Origin of the sequence: Pseudomonas sp. EggHat1 (genome assembly GCF_014892995.1) — a bacterium.
In the GTDB taxonomy this organism is placed as follows: domain Bacteria; phylum Pseudomonadota; class Gammaproteobacteria; order Pseudomonadales; family Pseudomonadaceae; genus Aquipseudomonas; species Aquipseudomonas chaetocerotis.
In genome coordinates this window covers 1-24,861 of the sequence record NZ_JACKQK010000018.1, presented here as the reverse complement: position 1 = coordinate 24,861, position 24,861 = coordinate 1, and the positions used below count along the sequence as shown (strand labels likewise).

The 24,861-nt window shown below is 61.1% G+C and carries 25 protein-coding genes and 1 pseudogene; 14 read left to right on the top strand and 12 right to left on the bottom strand.

Features of this window, described 5'->3' with window-relative positions; translation table 11 throughout:
• Positions 1-11: 11 nt before the first annotated feature.
• The 4 genes from frr to rpsB form a co-directional block, all read right to left on the bottom strand.
• Positions 12-569 carry a ribosome recycling factor gene (frr, locus tag INS93_RS22215; RefSeq protein ID WP_160019646.1) on the bottom strand — a complete coding sequence of 186 codons (558 nt, stop codon included), beginning with the start codon at positions 567-569 and terminating at the stop codon, positions 12-14.
• A complete protein-coding gene (gene pyrH, locus INS93_RS22210; RefSeq protein ID WP_004424012.1) occupies positions 566-1,309 on the bottom strand; it encodes a UMP kinase in 744 nt (247 codons plus the stop codon). Before pyrH ends, frr begins: the two co-directional genes overlap by 4 nt.
• Before the next feature lie 188 nt (positions 1,310-1,497).
• Positions 1,498-2,361 carry a translation elongation factor Ts gene (gene tsf / locus INS93_RS22205; protein ID WP_160019647.1) on the bottom strand — a complete coding sequence of 288 codons (864 nt, stop codon included), beginning with the start codon at positions 2,359-2,361 and terminating at the stop codon, positions 1,498-1,500.
• A 129-nt stretch (positions 2,362-2,490) separates the two neighbouring features.
• Positions 2,491-3,234 carry a 30S ribosomal protein S2 gene (gene rpsB / locus INS93_RS22200; protein WP_017674791.1) on the bottom strand — a complete coding sequence of 248 codons (744 nt, stop codon included), beginning with the start codon at positions 3,232-3,234 and terminating at the stop codon, positions 2,491-2,493.
• Between the two features lie 281 nt (positions 3,235-3,515).
• On the opposite strand from rpsB, the gene map reads away from it, so the two are divergent.
• The 8 genes from map (at position 3,516) to INS93_RS22160 (ending at position 12,525) form a co-directional block, all read left to right on the top strand.
• Positions 3,516-4,298: a type I methionyl aminopeptidase gene (map, locus tag INS93_RS22195; RefSeq protein ID WP_045735080.1), complete on the top strand. Its 783-nt coding sequence runs from the start codon at positions 3,516-3,518 to the stop codon at positions 4,296-4,298.
• Between the two features lie 85 nt (positions 4,299-4,383).
• Positions 4,384-7,083, top strand: a complete 2,700-nt coding sequence (locus tag INS93_RS22190) for a [protein-PII] uridylyltransferase (protein WP_192985559.1) — start codon at positions 4,384-4,386, stop codon at positions 7,081-7,083.
• A gap of 37 nt (positions 7,084-7,120) precedes the next feature.
• Entirely contained in the window at positions 7,121-8,317 is a 1,197-nt protein-coding gene (gene dapC / locus INS93_RS22185) for a succinyldiaminopimelate transaminase (protein ID WP_192985558.1), read from the top strand.
• Between the two features lie 281 nt (positions 8,318-8,598).
• Positions 8,599-8,946, top strand: a complete 348-nt coding sequence (locus INS93_RS22180) for an ArsC family reductase (protein ID WP_192985557.1) — start codon at positions 8,599-8,601, stop codon at positions 8,944-8,946.
• Positions 8,947-8,984: 38 nt separating this feature from the next.
• Positions 8,985-10,019, top strand: a complete 1,035-nt coding sequence (dapD, locus tag INS93_RS22175) for a 2,3,4,5-tetrahydropyridine-2,6-dicarboxylate N-succinyltransferase (protein ID WP_160019651.1) — start codon at positions 8,985-8,987, stop codon at positions 10,017-10,019.
• Between the two features lie 169 nt (positions 10,020-10,188).
• Positions 10,189-11,394: an aminotransferase class V-fold PLP-dependent enzyme gene (locus tag INS93_RS22170; RefSeq protein WP_192985556.1), complete on the top strand. Its 1,206-nt coding sequence runs from the start codon at positions 10,189-10,191 to the stop codon at positions 11,392-11,394.
• A 121-nt stretch (positions 11,395-11,515) separates the two neighbouring features.
• Positions 11,516-11,926, top strand: a complete 411-nt coding sequence (locus tag INS93_RS22165; RefSeq protein WP_192985555.1) for a SufE family protein — start codon at positions 11,516-11,518, stop codon at positions 11,924-11,926.
• A gap of 68 nt (positions 11,927-11,994) precedes the next feature.
• Positions 11,995-12,525, top strand: coding sequence for a hypothetical protein (locus tag INS93_RS22160; RefSeq protein WP_192985554.1), 531 nt, complete (start codon positions 11,995-11,997; stop codon positions 12,523-12,525).
• A 132-nt stretch (positions 12,526-12,657) separates the two neighbouring features.
• On the opposite strand, the gene INS93_RS22155 is transcribed toward INS93_RS22160, so the two are convergent.
• The 3 genes from INS93_RS22155 to tcdA form a co-directional block, all read right to left on the bottom strand.
• Entirely contained in the window at positions 12,658-13,119 is a 462-nt protein-coding gene (locus tag INS93_RS22155; protein ID WP_192985553.1) for a DUF1456 family protein, read from the bottom strand.
• Between the two features lie 34 nt (positions 13,120-13,153).
• The gene (locus INS93_RS22150; protein WP_226945675.1) at positions 13,154-13,933 is read right to left on the bottom strand and encodes a substrate-binding periplasmic protein; all 780 of its coding nucleotides are present in this window, start codon (positions 13,931-13,933) and stop codon (positions 13,154-13,156) included.
• A 160-nt stretch (positions 13,934-14,093) separates the two neighbouring features.
• The gene (gene tcdA, locus INS93_RS22145) at positions 14,094-14,903 is read right to left on the bottom strand and encodes a tRNA cyclic N6-threonylcarbamoyladenosine(37) synthase TcdA (RefSeq protein WP_192985551.1); all 810 of its coding nucleotides are present in this window, start codon (positions 14,901-14,903) and stop codon (positions 14,094-14,096) included.
• 315 nt (positions 14,904-15,218) lie between these two features.
• On the opposite strand from tcdA, the gene dapE reads away from it, so the two are divergent.
• The 3 genes from dapE to INS93_RS22130 all read left to right on the top strand — a co-directional run bounded on the left by dapE (position 15,219) and on the right by INS93_RS22130 (position 17,695).
• Positions 15,219-16,361 carry a succinyl-diaminopimelate desuccinylase gene (dapE, locus tag INS93_RS22140; RefSeq protein WP_192985550.1) on the top strand — a complete coding sequence of 381 codons (1,143 nt, stop codon included), beginning with the start codon at positions 15,219-15,221 and terminating at the stop codon, positions 16,359-16,361.
• 132 nt (positions 16,362-16,493) lie between these two features.
• On the top strand, positions 16,494-17,297 hold the full coding sequence (locus INS93_RS22135; protein ID WP_192985549.1) for a putative RNA methyltransferase: 804 nt from the start codon (positions 16,494-16,496) through the stop codon (positions 17,295-17,297).
• A 26-nt stretch (positions 17,298-17,323) separates the two neighbouring features.
• Complete coding sequence (locus INS93_RS22130) at positions 17,324-17,695, top strand: hypothetical protein (RefSeq protein ID WP_160019660.1); 372 nt, start codon at positions 17,324-17,326, stop codon at positions 17,693-17,695.
• A 236-nt stretch (positions 17,696-17,931) separates the two neighbouring features.
• On the opposite strand, the gene INS93_RS22125 is transcribed toward INS93_RS22130, so the two are convergent.
• Positions 17,932-18,141, bottom strand: coding sequence for a cold-shock protein (locus tag INS93_RS22125; protein WP_004423973.1), 210 nt, complete (start codon positions 18,139-18,141; stop codon positions 17,932-17,934).
• Positions 18,142-18,243: 102 nt separating this feature from the next.
• On the opposite strand from INS93_RS22125, the gene INS93_RS22120 reads away from it, so the two are divergent.
• Entirely contained in the window at positions 18,244-18,468 is a 225-nt protein-coding gene (locus INS93_RS22120; protein ID WP_192985548.1) for a hypothetical protein, read from the top strand.
• 87 nt (positions 18,469-18,555) lie between these two features.
• Here INS93_RS22120 and INS93_RS22115 read toward each other — a convergent pair whose 3' ends face one another.
• The 4 genes and pseudogenes from INS93_RS22115 to INS93_RS22100 all read right to left on the bottom strand — a co-directional run bounded on the left by INS93_RS22115 (position 18,556) and on the right by INS93_RS22100 (position 23,178).
• Positions 18,556-20,382: a Gldg family protein gene (locus INS93_RS22115; protein WP_192985547.1), complete on the bottom strand. Its 1,827-nt coding sequence runs from the start codon at positions 20,380-20,382 to the stop codon at positions 18,556-18,558.
• A 12-nt stretch (positions 20,383-20,394) separates the two neighbouring features.
• Positions 20,395-21,126 (bottom strand): ABC transporter permease subunit, encoded by a 732-nt coding sequence (locus INS93_RS22110; protein ID WP_192985546.1) that lies wholly within the window; start codon positions 21,124-21,126, stop codon positions 20,395-20,397.
• Complete coding sequence (locus INS93_RS22105) at positions 21,123-22,046, bottom strand: ABC transporter ATP-binding protein (RefSeq protein ID WP_192985545.1); 924 nt, start codon at positions 22,044-22,046, stop codon at positions 21,123-21,125. The genes INS93_RS22110 and INS93_RS22105 overlap by 4 nt, the downstream gene beginning before the upstream one ends.
• A 169-nt stretch (positions 22,047-22,215) precedes the next feature.
• Positions 22,216-23,178: pseudogene (locus INS93_RS22100) on the bottom strand (integron integrase).
• Positions 23,179-23,318: 140 nt separating this feature from the next.
• Between INS93_RS22100 and INS93_RS22095 the strand changes: the two are divergent.
• A complete protein-coding gene (locus INS93_RS22095) occupies positions 23,319-23,867 on the top strand; it encodes a hypothetical protein (protein WP_192985544.1) in 549 nt (182 codons plus the stop codon).
• An 85-nt stretch (positions 23,868-23,952) separates the two neighbouring features.
• Positions 23,953-24,708, top strand: a complete 756-nt coding sequence (locus tag INS93_RS22090; protein ID WP_192985543.1) for a hypothetical protein — start codon at positions 23,953-23,955, stop codon at positions 24,706-24,708.
• The last annotated feature ends 153 nt before the right edge of the window (positions 24,709-24,861 follow it).

Genomic DNA, 24,861 nt, shown 5'->3' with positions numbered 1-24,861 from the left:
GCGCCCAGCCGTCAAACGGCCATCAGGTCCGCTTCTTTGACCTCGAGCGCCTTGTCGACATCACCGATGAACTTGTCGGTGATCTTCTGCAGCTCGTCAGCGGCGCGACGCTCTTCGTCCTCGCTGATTTCCTTGGCTTTGGACAGTTTCTTCAGTTCGGCCAGGGCATCACGACGCACGTTGCGCACAGCGACCTTGGCATCTTCGGCGACGCCACGCGCCTGCTTGGTATAGCCCTTGCGGGTTTCCTCGGTCAGCGCAGGCATCGGCACGCGAATGGTGGTACCGGCGCTGCTCGGATTCAGACCCAGATCGGAGGTCATGATGGCCTTCTCGATGGCTGCACCGAGGGTCTTGTCATGCGCAACGATCTTCAGGGTGCGCGCATCCTCAACGGTGATCGCTGCCACCTGATTGAGCGGCATGTCGCTACCCCAGGCCGGCACCTTGATGCTGTCGAGAATGCTCGGATGGGCACGACCGGTTCGAATGGAGGCCAGGTTACGACCCAGCGATTCCAGGGACTTGCTCATGCGTTCCTGAGCGTCTTTCTTGATGTCGTTGATCATTGTGCATCCTCCTCGATCAGAGTTCCTTCGGCGCCACCCACTACAACGTTAAGCAGTGCGCCGGGCTTGTTCATGTTGAAAACCCGCAGCGGCATGTTGTGATCGCGGCACAGGCAGATGGCGGTCAGATCCATCACGCCCAGCTTGCGATCGAGCACCTCGTCATAGGTCAGGCGCTCGAACTTCTCGGCATGCGGGTCCTTGAACGGGTCGGCAGTGTACACGCCATCGACCTTGGTCGCCTTCAGTACCACGTCCGCATCGATTTCGATGGCGCGCAGGCAGGCAGCCGAATCGGTGGTAAAGAAGGGGTTGCCGGTGCCAGCAGCGAAAATCACCACCTCACCGGTCTTCAGGTGGCGCATGGCCTTGCGGCGGTCATAGTGATCGGTCACGCCGACCATGGAGATCGCCGACATGACGATGGCCGGGATGTTCGAGCGCTCTAGCGCATCACGCATGGCCAGCGCGTTCATCACGGTGGCCAGCATGCCCATGTGGTCGCCGGTGACGCGATCCATGCCGGCAGCGGACAGCGCCGCGCCACGGAACAGGTTGCCACCACCGATCACCAGGCCAACCTGCACGCCGATACCGACCAGTTGGCCGACTTCCAGCGCCATGCGATCGAGCACCTTGGGATCGATGCCGAAATCTTCCGAGCCCATCAGGGCTTCGCCGCTAAGTTTGAGCAGAATGCGTTTGTAGCGAGGTTGGCGACCAGTTGTCTGCTGAGCCATTGCAAGTCTCTCCTGCGGCGATATGAAATTCGTCAGCAGCGCCTCTGAGGGCTGCAGTTATCCGGCACTTCGACAGCGCCAACGGCCGTTCGTTGAAACGACCGATACTTTATTCGTCACCCCTTATTCGGCAAAGAGGCCGCCCGCGTAAACGGGCAGCCTCTTTGGGGCACATGCCGAAAAACCGATTACTGCTTGCTGGCGGCCAGCTGGGCAGCAACTTCTTCAGCAAAGTTGTCGACCGGCTTCTCGATGCCTTCGCCTACTTTGAAGTAAGTGAAGGAAACGATTTCTGCGCCGGCTTTCTTGGCCAGCTCACCGACCTTGATCTCAGGGTTCTTGACGAACGCCTGCTCAACCAGGCTGGCTTCTGCCAGGAACTTGGAGATACGGCCGGCAACCATCTTCTCGGCGATATCGGCAGGCTTGCCCTTGAGCTTCTCTTCGTTCAATTGCAGGAAGACAGCCTTCTCGCGCTCGATTGCTTCAGCCGAAACGTCGCTGGGCAGCAGGAACTCCGGGTTGCTTGCAGCAACGTGCATCGCGATGTCTTTGGCCAGCTCGACGTCGCCGCCTTTCAGGACAACGGCAACACCAATCTTGTTGCCGTGCAGGTAGGAACCGACAACGTCACCCTCAACGCGCACAAGGCGACGGATGTTGACGTTTTCGCCTACTTTGGCAACCAGAGCGGTACGCTCGGCTTCCTGAGCCTCGATCAGCGGAGCGACGTCGGTCAGCTTGTCGGCGAATGCCTTGTCCACACTGCTGGTGACGAAGTTCTTGAAGTCGTCCTGCAGAGCCAGGAAGTCGGTCTGCGAGTTGACTTCGATAAGGACCGCGGCCTGACCGTCGGCCTTGACGGCGATAGCGCCTTCAGCTGCAACGTTGCCAGCCTTTTTGGCAGCCTTGATGGCGCCGGAGGCGCGCATGTCATCGATGGCTTTTTCGATGTCGCCGCCAGCCTTGGTCAAGGCCTTTTTGCAATCCATCATGCCTTCGCCAGTACGCTCGCGCAGTTCTTTAACCAGGGCTGCAGTAATCTCTGCCATCTTGAAAATCCTCTCGGTAGGTCTTCAACCATTCACCCGCATGGCGGGCGATCAAATCTGTGAGTGGCAAAAAGGGGGCTTAGCCCCCTTCTTGCACAGCGCGTAACGCTAGATGCTTTGCGTTACCGCTTAGCCTTCGGCGCTCTCGGCAGCCGCGGCTTCTTCGACGAACTCTTCAGTGCCGCCGCCAGCATTGCTGCGACCACGGATCACGGCGTCGGCCATGGCACCCATGTACAGCTGGATGGCGCGGATGGCGTCGTCGTTACCTGGGATGATGTAGTCAACGCCTTCCGGGCTGCTGTTGGTATCGACGATGCCGATAACCGGGATGCCCAGCTTGTTGGCTTCGGTGATAGCAATGCGCTCGTGGTCAACGTCGATCACGAACAGAGCGTCCGGCAGACCGCCCATGTCCTTGATACCACCCAGGCTGCGATCCAGTTTTTCCAGATCACGGGTACGCATCAGGGCTTCTTTCTTGGTCAGCTTGGCGAAAGTACCGTCCTGGGACTGAACTTCCAGCTCACGCAGACGCTTGATCGAGGCGCGGATGGTCTTGTAGTTGGTCAGCATGCCGCCCAACCAGCGGTGATCGACGAACGGCGAGCCGCAACGAGCAGCTTCTTCGCGAACGATCTTGCCAGCGGAACGCTTGGTGCCGACGAACAGGATCTTGTTCTTGCCAGCAGCCAGCTTCTCAACGAAAGCCTGGGCTTCGTTGAACATCGGCAGGGTTTTTTCGAGGTTGATGATGTGAATCTTGTTACGCGCGCCGAAAATGTACTTGCCCATTTTCGGGTTCCAGTAACGGGTCTGGTGGCCGAAGTGCACACCGGCCTTCAGCATATCGCGCATGTTGACTTGGGACATGGTAGTTCCTTGATAAGTCGGGTTAGGCCTCCACGTATCCCAGCTTCCAACCCTCGAACTTGTCGAAAGGCACCCAGGAAACCGTGTCGATACGTGTGTGGGTTTGAGCTTTCGGGCTTAGTGCCCGTAAAGCGGCGCGTTTTATACCACACAAAGCCGGCTCAAGCTACAAAAGCTGGCAAACAACGCAGTAACGCCTCGCAGCGGTTGCAGCGCCTTTGGGGCTGGCACGGTGAAGCTGCTAATATATCGCCCTTTCCGTTCGTGCCCGAGAGCTTCATATGACCGTCACCATCAAATCCGCCGAAGAAATCGAGAAAATGCGCGTGGCCGGCCGTCTGGCCGCCGAAGTGCTGGAGATGATCGGTGAACACGTCAAGCCAGGCGTCACCACCGAGGAAATCGACCGCATCTGCCACGACTATATCGTCAACGTGCAGCAGGCCATTCCCGCACCGCTCAATTACAAGGGCTTCCCCAAGTCGATCTGCACCTCGATCAACCATGTGGTGTGCCACGGCATCCCCAATGACAAGCCGCTGAAAGACGGCGACGTGCTGAACATCGACGTCACCGTGATCAAGGACGGCTACCACGGCGATACCAGCAAGATGTTCATGGTCGGCAAGGTCGCCGAGTGGGCCGAGCGCCTGGCCAAGGTCACCCAGGAATGCATGTATAAAGGCATCGAGCTGGTCAAACCCGGCACCCGCCTGGGCGATATCGGCGAAGTCATCCAGAAGCACGCGGAAAAGAACGGTTTCTCCGTGGTCCGCGAATACTGCGGCCATGGCATCGGCGCGGTATTCCATGAAGAGCCGCAGGTGTTGCACTACGGCAAGGCCGGCACCGGTATGGAGCTCAAGGAAGGCATGACCTTCACCATCGAGCCGATGATCAACCAGGGCCGCCCGGAAACCCGCCTGCTCGGCGACGGCTGGACCGCCATCACCAAGGACCGCAAGCTGTCGGCACAATGGGAGCACACCGTGCTGGTCACCGCTGACGGCTATGAGATCCTGACCCTGCGCAGCGACGACACCCTGCCGCGCACCTCGGCCTGATCACCATCCGTAGGGTGCGCCGTGCGCACCATTGAAGCTTGTGGTGCGCATCGCGCACCCCACTCTATATAAGGAAGGCAACTGCATGCCGCAGATGGACCCCGAACTGTTTGACCGTGGTCAGTTCCAGGCCGAGCTGGCCCTGAAATCCAGCCCCATCGCTGCATTCAAGAAGGCCATCCGCGGCGCGCATGACGTGCTGGATGCGCGCTTTCGAGCCGGTCGCGACATTCGCCGCCTGGTCGAAGACCGCGCCTGGTTCGTCGATCAGATCCTGCAGGAAGCCTGGAAACGCTTCACCTGGAGTGAAGATGCCGACATCGCCCTGCTCGCCGTTGGCGGCTACGGCCGCGGTGAGCTGCATCCCTATTCCGATATCGACCTGCTGATCCTGCTCGACAGCAGCGATCACGAAATCTTCCGCGAGCCCATCGAAGGCTTTCTCACCCTGCTCTGGGATATCGGCCTGGAAGTCGGCCAGAGCGTGCGCTCGGTCGACGAATGCGCCGAAGAGGCGCGCGCCGACCTGACGGTGATCACCAACCTGATGGAAAGCCGCACCATCGCCGGCCCCGAACACCTGCGCCAGCGCATGCAGCAGGTGACCAGCACCGATCAGATGTGGCCGAGCAAACACTTCTACCTGGCCAAGCGCGACGAACGCAGAGCGCGTCATGCCAAGTACAACGACACCGAGTACAACCTCGAACCCAACGTCAAGGGCTCGCCCGGCGGCCTGCGCGATATCCAGACCGTGCTCTGGGTGGCGCGCCGACAGTTCGGCACGCTCAATCTGCAGGCCCTGGTCAGTCACGGCTTCCTGCTGGAAAGCGAATACGCCCTGCTCTCCTCCAGCCAGGAGTTCCTGTGGAAGGTGCGCTACGCCCTGCACATGCTGGCCGGGCGCGCCGAGGACCGCCTGCTGTTCGATTACCAGGTGAAGATCGCCGCCCTGTTCGGCTATCAGGACGGCGACGGCAAACGCAGCATCGAACACTTCATGCAGAAGTACTACCGCGTGGTGATGGGGATTTCCGAGCTGTCGGACCTGATCAACCAGCACTTCGAGGAAGTCATCCTGCGCGCCGGCGAAAGCGGCCAGGCCACGCCGCTGAACAGCCGTTTCCAGGTGCGCGACGGCTACATCGAAGTCACCCACCCGAACGTGTTCAAGCGCACGCCCTTCGCCATCATCGAGATTTTCGTGCTGATGGCGCAGCACCCGGAAATCAAAGGTGTACGCGCCGACAGCATCCGCCTGTTGCGCGACAGCCGCCACCTGATCGATGACGAGTTCCGCAAGGACATCCGCAACACCAGCCTGTTCATCGAACTGTTCAAGTGCAAGGAAGGCATTCACCGCAACCTGCGCCGGATGAACCGCTACGGCATCCTCGGCCGTTACCTGCCGGAGTTCGGCCATATCGTCGGGCAAATGCAGCACGACCTGTTCCACATCTACACGGTCGACGCGCACACGCTCAACCTGATCAAACACCTGCGCAAGTTCCGCTGGCCGGAGCTGGCGGAGAAATTCCCGCTGGCCAGCAAGCTGATCGACAAGTTGCCCAAGTCGGAGCTGATCTACCTCGCCGGCCTGTATCACGACATCGGCAAGGGCCGCGGTGGCGATCACTCGGAACTGGGCGCGGTGGACGCCGAAGCCTTCGCCCGCCGTCATCACCTGCCAGCCTGGGACAGCGCACTGATCGTCTGGCTGGTGCAGCACCACCTGGTGATGTCCACCACCGCCCAGCGCAAGGACCTTTCCGACCCACAGGTGATTCACGATTTCGCCCAGTTCGTCGGCGACCAGACCCACCTGGACTACCTCTACGTGCTGACTGTGGCCGACATCAACGCCACCAACCCCAGCCTTTGGAATTCCTGGCGCGCCAGCCTGCTGCGCCAGCTCTACACCGAGACCAAGCGCGCCCTGCGCCGTGGCCTGGAAAACCCGCTGGATCGTGAAGAGCAGATTCGCCAGACCCAGAGCGCGGCCCTGGACACCCTGGTACGGGGCGGCACCGACCCGGACGATGCCGAACAACTGTGGAGCCAGCTCGGCGACGACTACTTCCTTCGCCACACCGCCACCGACGTGGCCTGGCATACCGATGCCATTCTTCAGCACCCCAACGATGGCGGCCCGCTGGTGCTGATGAAGGAAACCACCCAGCGCGAGTTCGAGGGCGGCACGCAGATCTTCATCTACGCACCGGACCAGCATGACTTCTTCGCCGTGACCGTGGCCGCGATGAGCCAGCTCAACCTGAACATTCACGACGCACGGATCATCACCTCCACCAGCCAGTTCACCCTCGATACCTACGTGGTGCTGGATGCCGACGGCGGCTCGATCGGCAACAACCCGGCACGCATCCAGCAGATTCGCGAAGGCCTGATCGAAGCGCTGAAGAACCCGGACGACTATCCGACCATCATCCAGCGCCGCGTACCGCGCCAGCTCAAGCACTTCGCCTTCGCGCCGCAGGTGACCATCCACAACGACGCGCAGCGCCCGGTGACCATCCTCGAACTGACCGCACCGGACCGGCCCGGACTGTTGGCGCGGATCGGGCGAATCTTCCTCGAATACGACCTGTCGCTGCAGAACGCCAAGATCGCCACCCTCGGCGAGCGCGTCGAGGACGTATTCTTCGTCACCGACGCCAACAACCAGCCGCTGTCCGACCCCGAACTCTGCGCGCGCCTGCAGGAAACCATCGTCCGCCGCCTGTCCGAGCCCAGCGCTCAGCCGCAAACCCTGCAGATCAACATATGATTGCGCCGCCCCGTTTTCCGAAGTACGCGAGATAACGATGAATCCAGCCCTCGACCAGCTCCAGCCCTACCCTTTCGAGAAACTGCGCGAACTGCTCGGCAGCGTGCAGCCGGCCGCCGACAAGCGCCCGATTGCCCTGTCCATCGGTGAACCCAAGCATCGCTCGCCCGAGTTCGTCGGCCAGGCGCTGACCGCCAATCTCGACAAGCTCGCTGTCTACCCGACCACGATAGGCCTGCCGGAACTGCGCCAGAGCATTGCCAGCTGGTGCGAACGCCGCTTCGGCGTACCGACCGGCTGGCTGGATGCCGCGCGCCATGTGCTGCCGGTCAATGGCACGCGCGAAGCCCTGTTCGCCTTCACCCAGGCGGTGGTCGACCGCAACGCCAAGGGCCTGGTGGTCAGCCCCAACCCCTTCTATCAGATCTACGAAGGCGCAGCGTTCCTCGCCGGCGCCGAGCCGCACTACCTGCCGTGTCTGGAAGCCCATGGCTTCAATCCGGACTTCGATGCCGTGCCGGCCGAGATCTGGAAGCGCTGTCAGATCCTGTTCCTCTGCTCGCCAGGCAACCCCACCGGCGCACTGATCCCGTTGCAGACGCTGAAGAAGCTGATCGCCCTGGCCGACGAGCATGACTTCGTCATCGCCGCCGACGAGTGCTACAGCGAACTGTATTTCGATGAGGACGCACCACCGCCCGGCCTGCTCAGCGCCTGCGCCGAACTGGGCCGTAGCGATTTCGCCCGTTGCGTGGTGTTCCATAGCCTGTCCAAGCGCTCCAACCTGCCGGGTCTGCGCTCGGGCTTCGTCGCCGGCGACGCCAGCATCCTCAAGCACTTCTTGCTGTACCGCACCTACCACGGCTGCGCCATGCCGGTACAAACCCAGCTGGCCAGCGTTGCCGCCTGGAATGACGAAGCGCATGTACGCGCCAACCGCGACATGTACCGCGAGAAGTTCGCTGCCGTGCTGGACATCCTCGCCCCGGTGATGGACGTGCAGCGCCCGGATGGCGGCTTCTACCTGTGGGCACGTACCCCGGGTGACGACACCCTGTTCACCCGCGACCTGTTCGCCACCGAGCACGTTACCGTGGTGCCTGGCTCGTACCTGTCGCGTGAAGTGAACGGCGTCAACCCGGGCGCCGGCCGCGTGCGCATGGCGCTGGTGGCGCCACTGGCCGAGTGCATCGAGGCCGCCGAGCGCATCGCCCGCTTCATTCGCAACGCCTGAGCCACTTCAACTGTCGCGGCTAAAGCCCCTCCCACAGCTACTTGGCTTGCAGGAGAGGCTTTAGCCGCGAGCTTTCGACCCCGTAGCCCGGATGCAATCCGGGGATAGCCGGCATACGGCTTCCCGGATTGCATCCGGGCTACGCGTATCTGTTATCGCCGCTGGCTGCGGCCCTGTAACACATCGCAGCGACTGCCGCCGCCACGTCAGGACGCGACGTGGCATAATGGCCCGCCGTATTTCCCGGACCTTCCGGCACGCCACTCATCAGAGGAAGATCAATGAGTTACGTCCTGTATGGCATCAAGGCCTGTGACACCATGAAAAAGGCCAGAACCTGGCTCGATGAACACCAGGTCGACTATGCCTTTCACGACTACAAGAGCGTCGGAATCGACCGTGCAAACCTGGAAAAGTGGTGCAACGAGCATGGCTGGCAGACCGTCCTGAACCGCGCCGGCACCACCTTCCGCAAGCTGGATGACGCGCATAAAGCCGATCTCGATCAGGCCAAGGCCATCGAACTGATGCTGGCCCAACCCTCGATGATCAAGCGCCCGGTACTCGACCTGGGCGACAAGACCCTGGTCGGCTTCAAGCCGGATAACTACCAAGCCGCGCTGGCCTGATCAACCTCACACGATTTCGTTGCAAGGAACCCCATCTAATGAGCACCTCCCTTTACAGCATCGCCTTTGGTGTTGGCACCCAGAACCGCCAGGGCAACTGGCTGGAAGTCTTCTACGCCCAGCCGCTGCTCAACCCGGCCAGCGAGCTGGTGGCCAAGGCCGCCGAGAAGCTCGGCTACCAGGGCGGCAACCAGGCCATCGCCTTTACCAGCACACAGGCCGCTGACCTGGCCGAAGCGCTGAAAGGCGTGGACGCCGCTCAAGCGGCGCTGCTGACCCGCCTGGCCGAAAGCCACAATCCGCTGGTCGCCACCTTCCTGGCTGAAGATGCCGCGCTGACCAGCACCCCGGAGGCCTACCTCAAGCTGCATCTGCTGTCGCACCGCCTGGTCAAGCCTCATGGTCTGAGCCTGGCCGGTATCTTCCCGCTGCTGCCCAACGTGGCCTGGACCAGCCAGGGCGCCGTCGACCTCGCCGAGTTGGCCGAGCGCCAGCTGGAAGCCCGCCTGAAGGGCGAGCTGCTGGAAGTGTTCTCGGTGGACAAGTTCCCGAAAATGACCGACTACGTGGTGCCGGCCGGCGTGCGTATCGCCGACAGCGCCCGCGTGCGCCTGGGCGCCTACATCGGTGAAGGCACCACCGTGATGCACGAAGGTTTCGTCAACTTCAACGGCGGCACCGAAGGCCCGGGCATGATCGAAGGCCGCGTTTCCGCTGGCGTATTCGTCGGCAAGGGTTCCGACCTGGGCGGCGGCTGCTCGACCATGGGCACTCTGTCCGGCGGCGGCAACATCATCATCAGCGTCGGCGAAGGCTGCCTGATCGGTGCCAACGCCGGTATCGGCATCCCGCTGGGCGACCGCAACACCGTCGAAGCCGGCCTCTACATCACCGCCGGCACCAAGGTGAACCTGCTCGACGAAGGCAACGCCCTGGTCAAGGTGGTCAAGGCGCGCGACCTGGCGGGTCAGCCGGATCTGCTGTTCCGTCGCAACTCGCTGACCGGCGCCGTGGAGTGCAAGACCCACAAGTCGGCTATTGAGCTGAACGAAGCCCTGCACGCCCACAACTGAAAAAGTTGGTTTAACGCTGCTGCGCTAGCCCATACTGCGTTGCAATAAGGCTCGGACGCTCATTTACACCAGTAAACTCGGCGTCCTCGCCTTATTGCGCCTTGTCTGGCCGTCGCTCGCGACACGTTAAACCCAACTTTTAACTGCCAGATGATCTCTGGAAGCATCCATGTCACTGATCTCCCTCTGGCGCGCCGACTTCCCCGGCATTCTCGCCCTCGAAGCCGAAGGCCAGACCTATCTGGACAGCGCCGCCACTGCGCAGAAACCGCAGGCGGTGCTGGACGCTCTGCTCGCCTATCTGAGCAGCGGCGTGGCCAATGTGCACCGTGCCCAGCACCTGCCGGGCGAACGTGCCACCCGCGCCTTCGAGGCGACACGCAGCAAGGCGGCGCAGTGGCTGAACGCGGCCAGCGCCGAGGAGATCATCTTTACCCGCGGCACGACCGAATCACTGAACCTGCTTGCCTATGGCCTGGAGCATTTGCTGCAGCCTGGCGAGCAAATCGTCGTCAGCGCGCTGGAGCACCACGCCAATCTGCTGCCCTGGCAGCAACTGGCCAAGCGGCGCAATCTCGAGCTGCTGGTATTGCCGCTGGATAACACCGGCAGCATCGATCTGCAGCAAGCGGCTCGCCTGATCGGCCCGCGTACCCGCTTGCTGGCGGTTTCGCAGCTGTCCAACGTACTCGGGTGCTGGCAACCGCTGAGCGAGCTGCTGAGCCTGGCTCGCACGCAAGGCGCACTCAGCGTGGTCGACGGCGCCCAGGGCGCGGTGCATGGTCGTCATGACATGCAGGCGCTGGGCTGCGACTTCTACGTGTGTTCGTCGCACAAGCTCTACGGCCCGGATGGCGTCGGCCTGCTTTATGGGCGCCGCGAAGCGCTGGGCCAACTGCAGCACTGGCAATTCGGCGGCGAGATGGTGCTCGATGCCGGCTACCACGAGGCGCGCTTTCGCCCTGCACCACTGGGTTTCGAGGCCGGCACACCAGCGGTTTCAGCGGTCATCGCCCTGGGCGCTGCACTGGATTGGTTGGGCAGCCAGGATCACCTGGCCGTGAGTCAGCATGAAGCGGCTCTGCATGCCGAACTGCTGGCCGGCCTGCAAGCGCGTGACGGTGTTCGCCTGCTGGGCGCGCCGCAGTTGGCCCTGGCCAGTTTCTGCGTCGAGACCGTGCACAACGCCGACCTGGCCCACTTGCTGAGCGAACAGGGTATCGCCGTGCGCGCCGGGCATCACTGCGCCATGCCACTGATGAAAGGTCTCGGCCTGAGTGGTGCCATCCGCGTCTCGCTCGGCCTGTACAACGACAGCGAGGATCTGCGTCGATTCTTCAGCGCCCTGGATAACGCCCTGGAGCTGCTGCGATGAAGCGCGGCCAATGGTTCGTCGTAGGGACGGCTTCAGCCACGAAATGCCCGGCATCATTGTCATTCGCGGCTGAAGCACAATGCCGCCCAGCCACTCCTGCGGGCACAGGGAGCATTTCAAGATGAACCTGCCGCCTGCCGCCCAACAAGCGCTCGGCGCCTTCAGCGCCTGCCCCGGCTGGGAGCAGCGCGCGCGCCTGCTGATGCAATGGGGCGAGCGTCTGGAGCCATTGAGTGATGCCGAACGCGTCGATGAGCACCGCGTGCATGGCTGCGAGAGCCTGGTCTGGCTGGTGGCAGAAAACCAGGATGGCATCTGGCATTTCCGCGCTGGCAGCGAAGCTCGTCTACTGCGCGGCTTGCTTGCCGTATTGCTGGCCCGGGTCGATGGGCTTAGCGGTGACAAACTGGCAGCGCTCGACCTGGTCGACTGGTTCAACCAGTTGGGCCTGCAACGGCAGCTCTCGCCGTCACGCAGCAATGGTCTCAATGCGGTGCTGCAGCGTATGCGCGAGCTGGCGCAAGAAAGCTAGAAGCAGGTTCCGCCTCGCCCGGCGTCGATGATGTATGCTCGCCTCCCCCCGAACTCATGGAGCGAGTCATGCCTGTCTTTATCCGCGTAGGGCTAGCCGCCCTGCTCAGCATCGCCTTGGTTTACTTCGGCCCACAGTTGCTTGGAGGAATACTGGCATTTCTGCCGGATGCCCTCTACGAGGTGCTGCCGATGCATCCCTTCATCTTGATCCTGCTCTTGTCCGGACTGCTTGCCGGGATTTGCCTGGCGCTGATCGCTCCGAATCGGCGCCTCGTCAGCAGCGGCTTGGTCGCGTTCGGCTTGATAGCTCTTGGCAGCATCAGTTTTTACAGCAATCTATGCAGCCCAGAAGAAACGCAGCGTATCCATGACGAGTGGGCTGCCATACCCCAGTACAACCTGGGACAACCGCTGGATCAGCAACCCGTGCAATCCGCTGCGCTCACCAGCGTCAGCTACGACTGCCTATTGCCTGAGACTGGCTGGGAAAGCGCAGGCGCCATCGCAGGGGATCTGTTGACCAGTTTTCTGGGAGTGGCCCTGGGCATATTGCTGGTCCCGCGCCGCCGGCAGCGGCCAACCTCCGAAATCATCTAGGGAATCTCTGAAAAAGCCGTCATCCCCGCGCAGGCGGGAATCCAGGACCTGCGGATTTCCTGGTATCCCGCATTCGCGGGAGTGACGAACACTGCTTTTTCAGAACATCCCCAGGCAATGTGCAGCGGGGGTTCAGCCCCGCTCGCGTAGCGTCAGCCCGCGCAGAAAATTGCGCAGGATCTGGTCGCCGCACTCGCGAAAATGCTTGTGACCCGGCGCGCGGAACAGGGCACTGAGCTCGGTCTTGGTCATCGGCAGGTCAGCCAATTGCAGAATCACCTGGATATCGTCGTCACGCAGCTCGAAGGCCACGCGCAGCTTCTTCAGGATCAGGTTGTTACTCAGGCGTTTTTCCACCGCCAGGCGCGGCCGGCTATCGTCCTTGCCACGCTTGTAGAACACCAGGCCTTCGAGCACGTGCGCCAGCAGCACATCGCTGCAGGATCGATAACCGGGTTCGTCCTCACGCAGCAGACAGGCCGGGATCAGACCCGGCTCGACGGGATAGTCCGCCAACCGGCAAAGCTCTTCCAGCTTGCCATCGCTGACATCCAGCAGGTAGCGCAGGCTGCGCAGTACATCGTTATTGAGCATGCAGAAAACTCTTGGAGGAGGAGGTAGGTGCGGTTCAGTTCCGCACGGCATGGGCCGAGGTACTGGGCTTCCAGTCATCGGCGTTACCGGAATTAAGCGCCTGCTGTAAACGCTGCAGGTCACCACGCCGGGCAAAGTCACGCAGCCTGGCATTGAACACGCGCAGCAGCTTGACGCTCTGAGGATCGTCCTTGCGAAATAGCAAGCGCAGCGGCTCGGTATTCAACTGACGCGGATGATGCACGATATTACCGCCATCTTCCGGAAACAAACGACTCAACATCGCATAGCCAACAGCACGGTCCTGAGGATGCAGGTCGATGCGGCCTAACTCCAGAAGACGAAAGCTGGTGTCCTCCTTGCCATTTTGCTCGACGCTCAAGCGGCCGGCCTGCAATGCCTCGTCGAACGCCGGGCCGTAGGAGTAACCCAGCGTCGTGCCGATGTGATACTTCAGCAAGTCCTCGACCGAGGTCCAGTCGAACGTCTGATCGCGACGATGGAACAGGACGATCTCTCCGCGTACCAGCGGGTCGCTACAAATGCCGTAATTGAGCCGACTGGGGCTGCAGCTATAGGGCATGATCGCGTGCAACTGGCCCTGCTGCAGCATCAATACGTTGCGGTCCCAGGGATGGAAGATGAATTCGACCTGGTAACCCGCTTCAGCGAACACTGCGCTGATCAGTCGCGCCAGAGCGCCACCATCACTGCGCTCCTGATCGACATAAGGCGCCCAGTCGCCGGTACCGATACGCAGCTTTCGCGCCTCGGCCTGAACGGGCTCCAGGGCTACCAGCAAAACAGGCAGCATCAGGGAGGCGAGCATCCGTGCCCAGCGTCTTCTCAGTGCGACGCTACAAAACAGGTACGACACAAATCACCTCTGATACGGTCATGTTCGACGTCTCCCTGTCGGCTACTGCAACCTCTCCCTTCGCCCAGCATAGTCAAACGCCGCGCCCGGGCGTTTCTCAAGTTGTCGATTGGCGCTCTGCCGGACGACGGGCGCCGGCTACCAGTTTGTCTACCAGCTTGGCCGCAGCGGCCATGCCGAAGCTGGCGGTGACCATCATCACCGCGCCGAAACCGCCAGCGCAGTCCAGCTTCACACCCTCACCCACGAAACCCTTGGCCTGACAAACCGTGCCGTCCGGCTTGGGATAGCGCAATTGCTCGGTGGAAAACACGCAGGGCACGCTGTAGGTGCGCCCCGGCGTACGCGAAAAGCCATAGTCGCGGCGCAACATGCTGCGCACCTTGGCCGCCAGCGGGTCGTTGAAGGTCTTGTTCAGGTCGGTGATCTGAATCTGCGTCGGATCGACCTGCCCACCCGCGCCGCCGGTGGTGACGATCTGGATCTTGCGCCGCTTGCACCAGGCGATCAGCGCCGCCTTGGCGGGCACGCTGTCGATGCAGTCGATCACCCCGTCGAGCTGCTCGGTGATGTACTCGGCCATGGTTTCGCGGGTGACGAAATCCGCCACCGCGTGCACCACGCAGGCCGGATTGATGGCGCGGATGCGCGCCGCCATCTCGTCAACCTTGGCCTTGCCCACCGCGCCTTCGACAGCATGCACCTGACGATTGGTGTTGGTGATGCAGACGTCGTCCAGGTCGAACAGGGAAATCTCGCCGACCCCCGAACGTGCCAGCGCCTCGGCCGCCCATGAGCCCACGCCGCCGATACCGACCACCGCCACGTGCGCCGCCGCCAGTCGTTGATAGCCCTCCTGGCCGTAAAGCCGGGCTATGCCGCCGAATCGCTGATCGTCAGTACCCATTACACCCCCCCCCGAACCAAGCCGCGCATTATAGGGATACCACCCTGCCCACCCAAGCCCGGCGCACAGGTCAGCCGTCGGTCTGTCATAGCCAGTCGCATTGACCGCGAATGCACCGCGCCACGCGCCTTATGACCTGATCGGTAACGACCTTTGCTTTAACGCGCTTGCCGCGCCGGCCCCCGACGGCCCTACCTCATCCGGCGCTTCGCGCCACCTTCTCCCGCTGGGAGAAGGGCATCAAGGATGGCGTCGCTGCGCGACTTTCACGGTAATATGGCCGGCCTTCACGCTAGCCGCCGCACCGGAGCCGCAATGACCGCCACACTCACCCCGACCCTGGAACTCGCCTTCGACCTGATCCGCCGCCCGTCCGTGACCCCGGTCGACGAAGGTTGCCAGGAGCTGATGATGCGCCGTCTGGCCGCCTGCGGCTTCGAGGTCGAGCCCATGCGCATCGAAGAGGTGGAGAACTTCTGGGCCAAGCGCGGTGGTGACGGCCCGGTGCTGTGCTTCGCCGGCCACACCGATGTGGTGCCCACCGGCCCACTGGATGCCTGGCAGTACCAACCGTTCGACGTGCGTATCGATGAAGACGGCATGCTCTGCGGCCGTGGCGCGGCCGACATGAAGGGCAGCCTGGCGAGCATGATCATCGCGGTGGAGCGCTTCGTCGCCGACCACCCGAACCACAAGGGCGCCATCACCTTCCTCATCACCAGCGACGAAGAAGGCCCGGCCCAGCACGGCACCAAGGCGGTGGTCGAACGCCTGCGCGAGCGCAACGAGCGCCTGGACTGGTGCATCGTCGGCGAGCCGTCGAGCACCACCCTGCTCGGTGACGTGGTGAAGAACGGCCGTCGTGGCTCCCTCGGTTGCACCCTGACCGTGTACGGCAAGCAGGGCCATGTCGCCTACCCGCACCTGGCGAAGAACCCGATTCACCTGGCCGCCCCGGCGCTGGCCGAGCTGGCCGCCGAGCACTGGGATCACGGCAACGACTACTTCCCGCCGACCAGCTTCCAGGTGTCCAACCTCAACTCCGGCACTGGCGCGACCAACGTCATCCCCGGCGAGCTGAAAGCGGTGTTCAACTTCCGCTTCTCCACCGAATCCACCGTCGAGGAACTGCAGCAGCGCGTCACCACCATCCTCGACAAGCACGGCCTGGACTATCACCTGGAATGGGCGCTGTCCGGCCTGCCCTTCCTCACCCAGCCGGGCGAATTGCTGGACGCCGTGGCCGCCAGCATCAAGAACGTCACCGGTCGCGAGACCACGCCGTCCACCAGCGGCGGCACCTCCGACGGCCGCTTCATCGCCACCCTGGGTACCCAGGTGGTCGAGCTCGGCCCGGTCAACGCCACCATCCATCAGATCAACGAGCGCGTGCTGGCCAGCGATCTGGACCTGCTCACCGAGGTTTACTACCAGACCATGGTGAAGTTGCTGGCATGATGGGTGGGTCACGTCCGATGCCCGGCGTCCTCCCAACTTGATCCGCCCATTGCCCTCATCCGGCGCTGCGCGCCACCTTCTCCCAGGGGGAGAAGGACTCAAGGAGGAAGTCGCTACGCGACTTGCACACCCATGCTGATCTGCCCCATCTGCCAAGCGCCGCTGATGCCCAGCGGCAACGGGCTGGCCTGCGAAAACCGGCACAGCTTCGACCGCGCGCGCCAGGGCTACTTCAACCTGCTGCCGGTGCAACACAAGAACAGTCGCGACCCCGGCGACAACGCCGCCATGGTCGAGGCCCGCCGGCGCTTTCTCGACGGTGGCCACTACGCGCCGCTGGCCGCACGCCTGGCCGCACTGGCAGCCGAGTACAAGCCGGCGCGCTGGCTGGATATCGGCTGCGGCGAGGGTTACTACACCGAACAGATCGCCCGCGCCCTGCCCGCTGCCGACGGCTACGCCCTCGACATCTCCCGTGAGGCGGTCAAGCGCGCGTGCAAACGTACTCCAAACATCAGCTGGCTGGTGGCAAGCATGGCCCGCGTACCGTTGGCCGATGCCAGTTGCGAGCTGCTGGCCAGCGTTTTCAGCCCGCTGGACTGGAGCGAAGCCAAACGTCTGCTCGCACCCGGCGGCGGCTTGCTGCGCATGGGCCCAACCCGCGTGCACCTGATGGAACTGCGGCAAAAGCTCTACGACGAAGTGCGTGACTATGACGACAAGAAGCACCTGGCGTTGATTCCGCCCGGCATGCACCTGGCCCATAGCGAAACCCTCGAGTTTGCGCTGCACCTGAGCGATGCCCAGGCTCGCGCCGACCTGCTGGCCATGACGCCACACGGCTGGCGTGCCAGCGCCGAACGCCGTGAAGCGGTGATCGCCGCGCCCTTCGAAGTTACCGTTGCCATCCGCTACGATTGGATCATCAAAACTTAGAGCACCAGCCCTCAGGATCAGAAGCCATGCGCCAACCCGATATCGAGATCTACCTGAAAGACGCCGAACGCGATGCCGTGGCGCAATGGCTGGGTGAAGCCCTTGGCCCGTGCAGCGACTGGCAGCAAAAGGGCCAGACCTTCAAGTGCCAGGCCGGCGACGTGCCGGTAACCTGGCTGCCGAAAGCCGTGGGCAAATGGCACAGCCTGTACCTGGAAAGCGATGCCACCCCCTGGGCCGACGACCTCGCCTGCGCCCGTGCTGCCCATGCCGCACTCGGCGTGCAGGTGCGTTGCGCACCCGGCACCTGGGTGGAAGATGAAAGCGATGAAGAAGCCGACCGCTGGATCAAGGTCGATGCCGATGGTGAAACCGAGATCGTCTGGCGTACTGAATAAAAGCGGCCGCTGAGCGGCCATCTGATGACCCTCTCCCATTTATGGGAGAGGGTAAGTCTCGCGCTGCGAATTTTTGAACCGACAGCCCGTAGCCCGGATGAAATCCGGGGGCCAGCGCATTTCCCGGATTTCATCCGAGCTACACGTCTGCGCTGGCCCATGCTTTCGCGAACCACCGTACACCACAAACAACAAGGCCCGTCATCGACGGGCCTTGTTGTATTTCGAGTTGGAGCTCAGACCGCAGAGACGTCTTCCGCCTGCAGGCCCTTCTGGCCCTGGGTCACACCGAACTCGACCTTCTGGCCTTCGACCAGGGTGCGGTGGCCGTCGCCGCGAATGGCGCGGTAGTGAACGAATACGTCCGGGCCGCTTTCGCGCTGAATGAACCCGTAACCCTTGGAATCATTGAACCATTTGACGGTTCCCGTCTCACGATCTGCCATTACCAACTTCTCCAAACTCGCTATGTTTTTATTGTCCCGAAGGCGCTTTGACGGCTCGGTAAAAACGTTCTTCTCAGCGTTCGCCACCCCCGGCAATCGAGCATGGAGCAGGTCAAGCGATTCGCGTTCTTGCTGCAGCCGAAGGCCGAGTATAAAGCATGGATTGTGACTGAAAAGCACTTTTTCAAAACCGCCATGAACCCAGAAGATACGCGGGTTACAGCTTGTTTTATGAGCTTTTTGCTAACAGATCGCGCAACTTCTTCGCCAGCCGCTGCACCTGATCAGGCGCCAGTCGATATGCCCGCTCACTGCGCGCACGGTTGAGAATGCCCAAGGGTGGATGTCGCTCTTTACATCCACCACAACGGTGGATCGGTGAAGCGTGATCCACCCTACTCCCACAGGTGAACATCAAGCGCGGCGGCGGCGCCGCCACAGCCACAGCGCCAACACGCCAAGGGTCAGCAGCGCGGGCACCAGGGCGATGTTGATGATCTTCAGCGCCCGGCCCAGCGCCTCGATATCGGCATTGAGCTGATAACGCACGTCGCGCAGCTCCTTGCGAATCTCCAGCTTCTGCTGGATGAAGCGCTGCAACGCGCCCTGCTGCTCCGGCGTCAGCTCCAGGTTTGGATCGTCGCTTTGCTGCAGCGCCGCCAGTTGCTGCTCGGTCTCGGCCAGGCGCGCCTGCAATGCCTGCTCCTTGTCGCGAAAGCGTTGTTCGGCGGCTCGCTGCAACTCCTCGACCACCACGAACGGACGGCTGAAGCGACCACGCGAACGCACGCTGATCAGCGCCTCGGAACCGCTCAGGTTGTCCAGCGCGTTGATGGTGAAGCTGCCGTTGTCAGCCCAGGGTTGCGGCATGCGCTGACCGAAGAAGTCCTGCACCTGCACCCACATGCGGTCGCTCAAGATGTCGGTATCGGCCACGGCGATGACGTTGATGTTGTCGGCCTGCTTGAGCCCGTCCTTGCGCCCCTCGATGCCATCGGGGAAGGCGCTCTGCGCCGGGCCGTCGATGCGGGCGGCGATAGCGTAGCGCTCGCCGGTCGGCTCCAGCTCGCGGATCAGCTCCTCGGGGTTGCTGAGCATGGCGAAGCGTTGCGCGTCAAAGGGCATGGCGTACTCGGAGCTCTGCATCAGCGGGGTAAAGCGCGTCTTCGCCCCCTCCACCGGTTCGAGAATGCCAGCCGTGGCAACGGTGACGCTCTCCAGCCCGGCCGTGGCGATATCGGTCTGATCCAGCTCCTTGCGCGGCAAGCTCAGCCAGGCAGCGTGACGAACCGGACGCTGACCCTGACCACGGTTGACCGACATGGCATAGGAACCGTCACCGAGCACCTTGTCCGGCACCAGGCGCAAGCCCCAGGCCTTGAACAGCGGCTCGATGTTCGAGGCCCTGTCCGGTGCCATTTCGCCCGGCATATCACCCGTATCGGCCTCGGCGTAAGGATCGACGAACACCATCAACTTACCGCCGCGCAGCACGAACTGATCGATGGCATACAGGGTCTGCTCGGGCAGGTTCTTCGGATGCACCAGCCACAGCACCGAGACGTTCTCGGGGATCAGGTCGACGTCACTCTTGAGCTGCTCGATTTGGAACAACTGGCGCACCTGCTCCAGCACCATCCACGGTGGCGTCGGCTGCCGCACCATCATGTCGAAACCGCCCGTCATCGGCAGCCCGGAGAGCACGCCAACCACCGGCAGCTCCGGCTTGGCCAGGGTCTGCACCAGGCGGCTCAGCTCGTATTCCAGGTGCTCCTCCTGATCCAGGGCGAAGAACGGGATCACCTGGGTGTCGTCCTGGCCGTTGCTACCGGCCAGGCCGAAGTAGATCGAGTCGCCGCCCTGCTGCAGCGGGATGCCCTGCAGGCCGAATTCGGCCGCCTTATCCTCGTCCTCGGAGAACGGCTCGGGGTCGATGATGTGCAGGCGTATCTTGCCATTCGCCTGGGCCTGGTAGGCCTTGAGCATCTCCTCCACACGCTGGGCGTAGGTGCGCAGCGCCGGCAGGTTCTTGGCCACCTTGTCCGAGTAGAAGAAGTACAGGTCGATCGGCTCGTTCAGCTCACCAAGGATCTGCTGGGTGCCACCGGAGATGGTGTAGAGCTTCTGCTCGGTCAGGTCCAGGCGTGCACCGCCCAGGCCCAGGCCGGCCAGCAGGTTGAAGGCGAAAAAGGCCACCGCGATCAGCAGCAACCCGGCGCCGGAATAGATCAGCTTTTTCATGGGCGCATTCCTTCAGTCGGCTTTCTTCAGGTCGATGACCACGGCGGTGGCGGTCAGCCAGGCGGCGATCAGCGAGAGGAAATACAGCAGGTCGCGCAGATCGATCACGCCCTTGCTGATGGCATCGAAGCGCACCAGGAAGCTCAGCGAGGCGATGGCGTCCACCAGCCACTGCGGCGCCCAGGCGAAGGCGTCGAGCACCATGGGAAAGCCGCTGACGATGAACAGGAAGCAGGCGCTGACCGCGAGAATGAAGGCGATCACCTGGTTCTTGCTCAGCGCCGACATGCACGAGCCGATGGCCAGATAGGCACCGGCCAGCAGCCAGCTGCCGATGTAGCCGGTGATGATGGCGCCGTTGTCCGGCTCGCCCAGGTAGTTGACCGTGATGATCATCGGGAAAGTCAGCAACAACGCGAGGCCGGCGAACACCCAGGCCGCCAGGAACTTGCCGGTGACCGCCTCGAAGCGGGTAATCGGCAAGGTCATCAGCAGCTCGATGGAGCCGGACTTGCGCTCCTCCGCCCACAGGCGCATGGCGATGGCCGGCACCAGGAACAGATAGAGCCACGGGTGGAAGTTGAAGAAGGCGGAAAGATTGGCCTGACCGCCCTCGAAGAAGCCGCCCAGGTAGAAGGTGAACACCCCGGACAGCACCAGGAAGATGACGATGAACACATAGGCCAGCGGCGTGGCGAAGTAGCTCGCCAGCTCGCGCTTGAAGATCACGGGCAACTGGGTCATGGCTGCTCTCCCCGGGTCAGTGTGCGGAACACTTCATCGAGCCGACCGCGTTCCACATTGAGTTCGCGCACCTTCCAGCCGCGCTCGGCAATCAGCGCATTGACCTGCGGGAAGATCACCTCGCCTGGCTGCGCCAGCACGCTCAGGCTGTGCTCGCGGGCGTTCTCCTCGACGCCGGCGACGCCTGGCAGCGCCGCGAGGGCAGCCTGATCCAGCGCCTCATCGGCCACCAGCGTCACCGCCTGGTGGTAGCGCGAACGGCTTTCCAGCTCCAGCGGCGTGCCATCGGCCAGCAAGCGGCCCTGGGCGATCACCACCGCACGGGTACACAGCGCCGTGACCTCTTCGAGGATGTGGGTGGAAATGATCACGATCTTGTCGCGGGCCAGCCCCTGAATGAGCTGGCGCACCTGATGTTTCTGGTTGGGGTCGAGGCCGTCGGTGGGCTCATCGAGAATCAGCACGCGCGGGTCATGCAGGATCGCCTGGGCCAGGCCGACGCGGCGCTTGAAGCCCTTGGACAACGTCTCGATGCTCTGCTCCAGCACCTTTTCCAGCTCCACCTGCTCCATCGCGCGCTGCACGCGCAATTTCTTCTCGGCGCCACGAAAACCGCGTACCTCGGCAATAAATTCAAGAAAGCCGCGCACCGTCATATCGCCATAACACGGCGCGCCTTCCGGCAGATAACCGATCTGCCGCTGGGCCTTGAGCGTCTGAGTCTGGATATCGCAACCGAGAATGCTCGCCGTGCCGGAAGTCGGCGCGAGAAAGCCGGTGAGCATCTTCATGGTGGTGGATTTGCCGGCCCCGTTGGGGCCGAGAAAGCCCAGCACTTCCCCTGGCTGGACCTGGAACGACAAGTCATCGACTGCCGTGTGCTGCGCAAAACGCTTGGTCAGGTTTCTTATATCGATCATGGCCTCTCACCGTCGCGAAGGGCACTGCGCTCAGCGAAACCATCGCTAAAGCGCAGGCCGCAAGAACGCCGGACGCGAACAAAAGCACACGCCCGGACGAGGGCAAGACCGTAGCAAAATCAAAAAGTTCAGTCAGCAGTCCGAAACAAGTAGTAAATGGAATATGTGCTCAGCGATCCAGAGGGCTCAACACCGCCAGACCACCTCGGTTGAGCACATGGGTGTAGATCATGGTGGTTTTCACGTCCGAGTGGCCGGGCAACTCCTGCACCGTACGAATGTCCTGGCCAGCTTCCAGCAAATGAGTCGCGAAACAATGGCGCAGGGTATGCGGTGAAATGGGCCTTACGATACCTGCCTCCCTGGCAGCGCGCTTGAGGTTGCGCTACACACGCTTCTCGTCCAGATGATGACGCCGTACGGCCCCGGAACGCGGGTCGACCGAAAGCCCGGCAGCCGGAAAGACGTACTGCCAGCCCAGCTCACGAGGTGCATTGGGATATTTGCGCGCCAGGGCAAAAGGCAACCATACATCGCCACGCCCTTTCGCCAACTCCGCCAGGTGCAGAGCCTTCACTACTGCAAGGTGATTTCGCAGTGCCTGCTCCAAGCGCTGCGGCAGCATGGTGACGCGATCCTTCATGCCTTTGCCGTCACGAATGAGAATTTCGTGCCGGGAAAAATCCACATCCTTGATGCGCAAACGCACTGCCTCCATCAAACGCATCCCTGTGCCATAGAGCAGGCTACACAGGAGCCAAACCTCACCATCCAGCCGCTCCAGCACCTGGCGCACCTCATCGACAGTCAATACCACTGGCAATCGCTGCGGCTTCTTCGCCCGGACAATATCGGCTAACCACGGCAAATCGAGCGCCAATACTTCCTTGTAAAGAAACAACAAGGCCGCCAATGCCTGATTTTGAGTAGATGCCGATGCATTTCGCCGCACGGCAAGATCGGTGAGAAAGGCCTCAATCTCGGCAGCGCCCATATCCTGAGGATGCCTGTAGCGGTGAAAGCGGATAAAACGCTTCACCCACTCGCAATAGACGCGTTCAGTCCGGATGGAGTAGTGTTTGAGGCGAATTCGATCACGCATCTGATCGAGTAAACGAGGCTTATCATCCATGGTGCATAACCTTCCAAAATGGTCGTCCTGACCCGGAAGGCACCAGCCTAGACAGGGAGTCGAACGATGGCAAGGAAGGTTATCCACCAAAATCGCCCGCAGGTTATGCACCATTTGGTGTCTATTTATAGTTAGGCCTCATGAATAAAATCGCAATAGACCCCATCGAGGTCCAGTTCGGTTTGGTACACGACTGTATTAGGGCCTGCGTATATGCCGACCATATTCACCAAGTCCCTAACAAGAAAGATGCTTGGTTAAGCATCATGGATATGTGTTATTCCGATGCAATTATGTCTTGGAATACAATTTTCGGAACGAACTCTCAGGAAACCCACTGGAAAAAGCTAGCCGCCGCACTGCCTGTACCCAAACAGTCACAACTCAAACCATTCGACAAAGCAATGATCATCGACTACCTGAACATCTCAGATGGCGAGTGGAACGAATATTATAAAAGAATGGTTGATTTTAGAAACCACCGACTGGCTCACTTTCAGCACACCATTATTGAGCAAGAACCGCCGAATATAACTTGGGCGCTTCACTCTGCTTATTTATATCGCGAATGGTTGCTTTCATTGCTTCGAGCACATCAGGCAGCAGGGGTAAAAATGAAAATCACGAAGACCTCCGGAGCGGATATGCTTGCACTTTTCAAAAAGCAAATTGAAGAGCTATGCAAATGAGGTCTAACTAGTGGTTCAAGTCGTTCGCTTCGCTCACTCGGGACCGGCTAAAGCCGGCCCCTTAACCAAACGTTAGAGAAACGTCATGGTCACCCTAGACTGCGGAACATACGAGTCAACAATTAATAGTGTTTGTCACGTCTACGGCATAGAGCGAAGTGCAGCAGAACAATTCTTGTCTGGTATTGATCTTGATGCCGCATATGAAAGCAGCACTATTTATAGCAACTGTGACGACTATCTGCGCGAACTATTTGAGAGCGAATTCGGGCAACCTAAATTGCAGCTGGAGGAAGTTGCTTGGTTCCACCTCACAAGAACGGCCAGGAGCTCTAATTTTTCAGAAGGTATTTTGCCGCTAGGGCAGATCTTAGGCAGGGTCTGGAAAATGCTCAACTCACTATTAGAAGACCCTGAGCAGAAAGCAAACCTAGCAATAATGCAAACAAATGGGGTTAGAGATTTTCAGTTTGGATTGAAAACAGGAAATAGCATTCATCACGGGCCTTATGCAATGCTCGTGCGTGAAGCTGCTTTTAACTCAGAGAAAATCTGCAATCACGACTACCTCGAAGTACCTGAAATAATTGAGGACATTTGCAACGGTTACCGAGAGCAGTTTGGCCACTGCATCTATGACACCGTGACCTCAAAATTAGAAAAATGCATTGTGAAATTCAAATCCAATAAGTACACAAGCTTGAACTTGCTTGCCCCCGCCCTTCTGTACTGCTGGTGCATTGTAAGAAAAGAAGAATTTATCTCGTTCGCCAACACTTGCTTTGACTCTGAAGGTACGCCAATTTCTAGGGAACAAATAATTTCCGTGGATTTTCTCTAACAACTGTATATGGACTCTCCACACAAGTAGTGAGCAAAGCTTTGCTTTTGCACCTGTCGTCAGCGCGGTTGCATTCGTATATCCGGCCTGTTTTTGGACTTTTCCGCCCTGGCCATTCTGTAGTTCGCGCAGCGGGGGCCAAGCGTTCAATCG

Coding starts and splice junctions, on each gene's coding strand:
- frr (WP_160019646.1), bottom strand. CDS start 569: ATGATCAACGACATCAAGAAAGACGCTCAGGAACGCATGAGCAAGTCC.
- pyrH (WP_004424012.1), bottom strand. CDS start 1,309: ATGGCTCAGCAGACAACTGGTCGCCAACCTCGCTACAAACGCATTCTG.
- tsf (WP_160019647.1), bottom strand. CDS start 2,361: ATGGCAGAGATTACTGCAGCCCTGGTTAAAGAACTGCGCGAGCGTACT.
- rpsB (WP_017674791.1), bottom strand. CDS start 3,234: ATGTCCCAAGTCAACATGCGCGATATGCTGAAGGCCGGTGTGCACTTC.
- map (WP_045735080.1), top strand. CDS start 3,516: ATGACCGTCACCATCAAATCCGCCGAAGAAATCGAGAAAATGCGCGTG.
- INS93_RS22190 (WP_192985559.1), top strand. CDS start 4,384: ATGCCGCAGATGGACCCCGAACTGTTTGACCGTGGTCAGTTCCAGGCC.
- dapC (WP_192985558.1), top strand. CDS start 7,121: ATGAATCCAGCCCTCGACCAGCTCCAGCCCTACCCTTTCGAGAAACTG.
- INS93_RS22180 (WP_192985557.1), top strand. CDS start 8,599: ATGAGTTACGTCCTGTATGGCATCAAGGCCTGTGACACCATGAAAAAG.
- dapD (WP_160019651.1), top strand. CDS start 8,985: ATGAGCACCTCCCTTTACAGCATCGCCTTTGGTGTTGGCACCCAGAAC.
- INS93_RS22170 (WP_192985556.1), top strand. CDS start 10,189: ATGTCACTGATCTCCCTCTGGCGCGCCGACTTCCCCGGCATTCTCGCC.
- INS93_RS22165 (WP_192985555.1), top strand. CDS start 11,516: ATGAACCTGCCGCCTGCCGCCCAACAAGCGCTCGGCGCCTTCAGCGCC.
- INS93_RS22160 (WP_192985554.1), top strand. CDS start 11,995: ATGCCTGTCTTTATCCGCGTAGGGCTAGCCGCCCTGCTCAGCATCGCC.
- INS93_RS22155 (WP_192985553.1), bottom strand. CDS start 13,119: ATGCTCAATAACGATGTACTGCGCAGCCTGCGCTACCTGCTGGATGTC.
- INS93_RS22150 (WP_226945675.1), bottom strand. CDS start 13,933: ATGCTGCCTGTTTTGCTGGTAGCCCTGGAGCCCGTTCAGGCCGAGGCG.
- tcdA (WP_192985551.1), bottom strand. CDS start 14,903: ATGGGTACTGACGATCAGCGATTCGGCGGCATAGCCCGGCTTTACGGC.
- dapE (WP_192985550.1), top strand. CDS start 15,219: ATGACCGCCACACTCACCCCGACCCTGGAACTCGCCTTCGACCTGATC.
- INS93_RS22135 (WP_192985549.1), top strand. CDS start 16,494: ATGCTGATCTGCCCCATCTGCCAAGCGCCGCTGATGCCCAGCGGCAAC.
- INS93_RS22130 (WP_160019660.1), top strand. CDS start 17,324: ATGCGCCAACCCGATATCGAGATCTACCTGAAAGACGCCGAACGCGAT.
- INS93_RS22125 (WP_004423973.1), bottom strand. CDS start 18,141: ATGGCAGATCGTGAGACGGGAACCGTCAAATGGTTCAATGATTCCAAG.
- INS93_RS22120 (WP_192985548.1), top strand. CDS start 18,244: ATGGAGCAGGTCAAGCGATTCGCGTTCTTGCTGCAGCCGAAGGCCGAG.
- INS93_RS22115 (WP_192985547.1), bottom strand. CDS start 20,382: ATGAAAAAGCTGATCTATTCCGGCGCCGGGTTGCTGCTGATCGCGGTG.
- INS93_RS22110 (WP_192985546.1), bottom strand. CDS start 21,126: ATGACCCAGTTGCCCGTGATCTTCAAGCGCGAGCTGGCGAGCTACTTC.
- INS93_RS22105 (WP_192985545.1), bottom strand. CDS start 22,046: ATGATCGATATAAGAAACCTGACCAAGCGTTTTGCGCAGCACACGGCA.
- INS93_RS22095 (WP_192985544.1), top strand. CDS start 23,319: ATGAATAAAATCGCAATAGACCCCATCGAGGTCCAGTTCGGTTTGGTA.
- INS93_RS22090 (WP_192985543.1), top strand. CDS start 23,953: ATGGTCACCCTAGACTGCGGAACATACGAGTCAACAATTAATAGTGTT.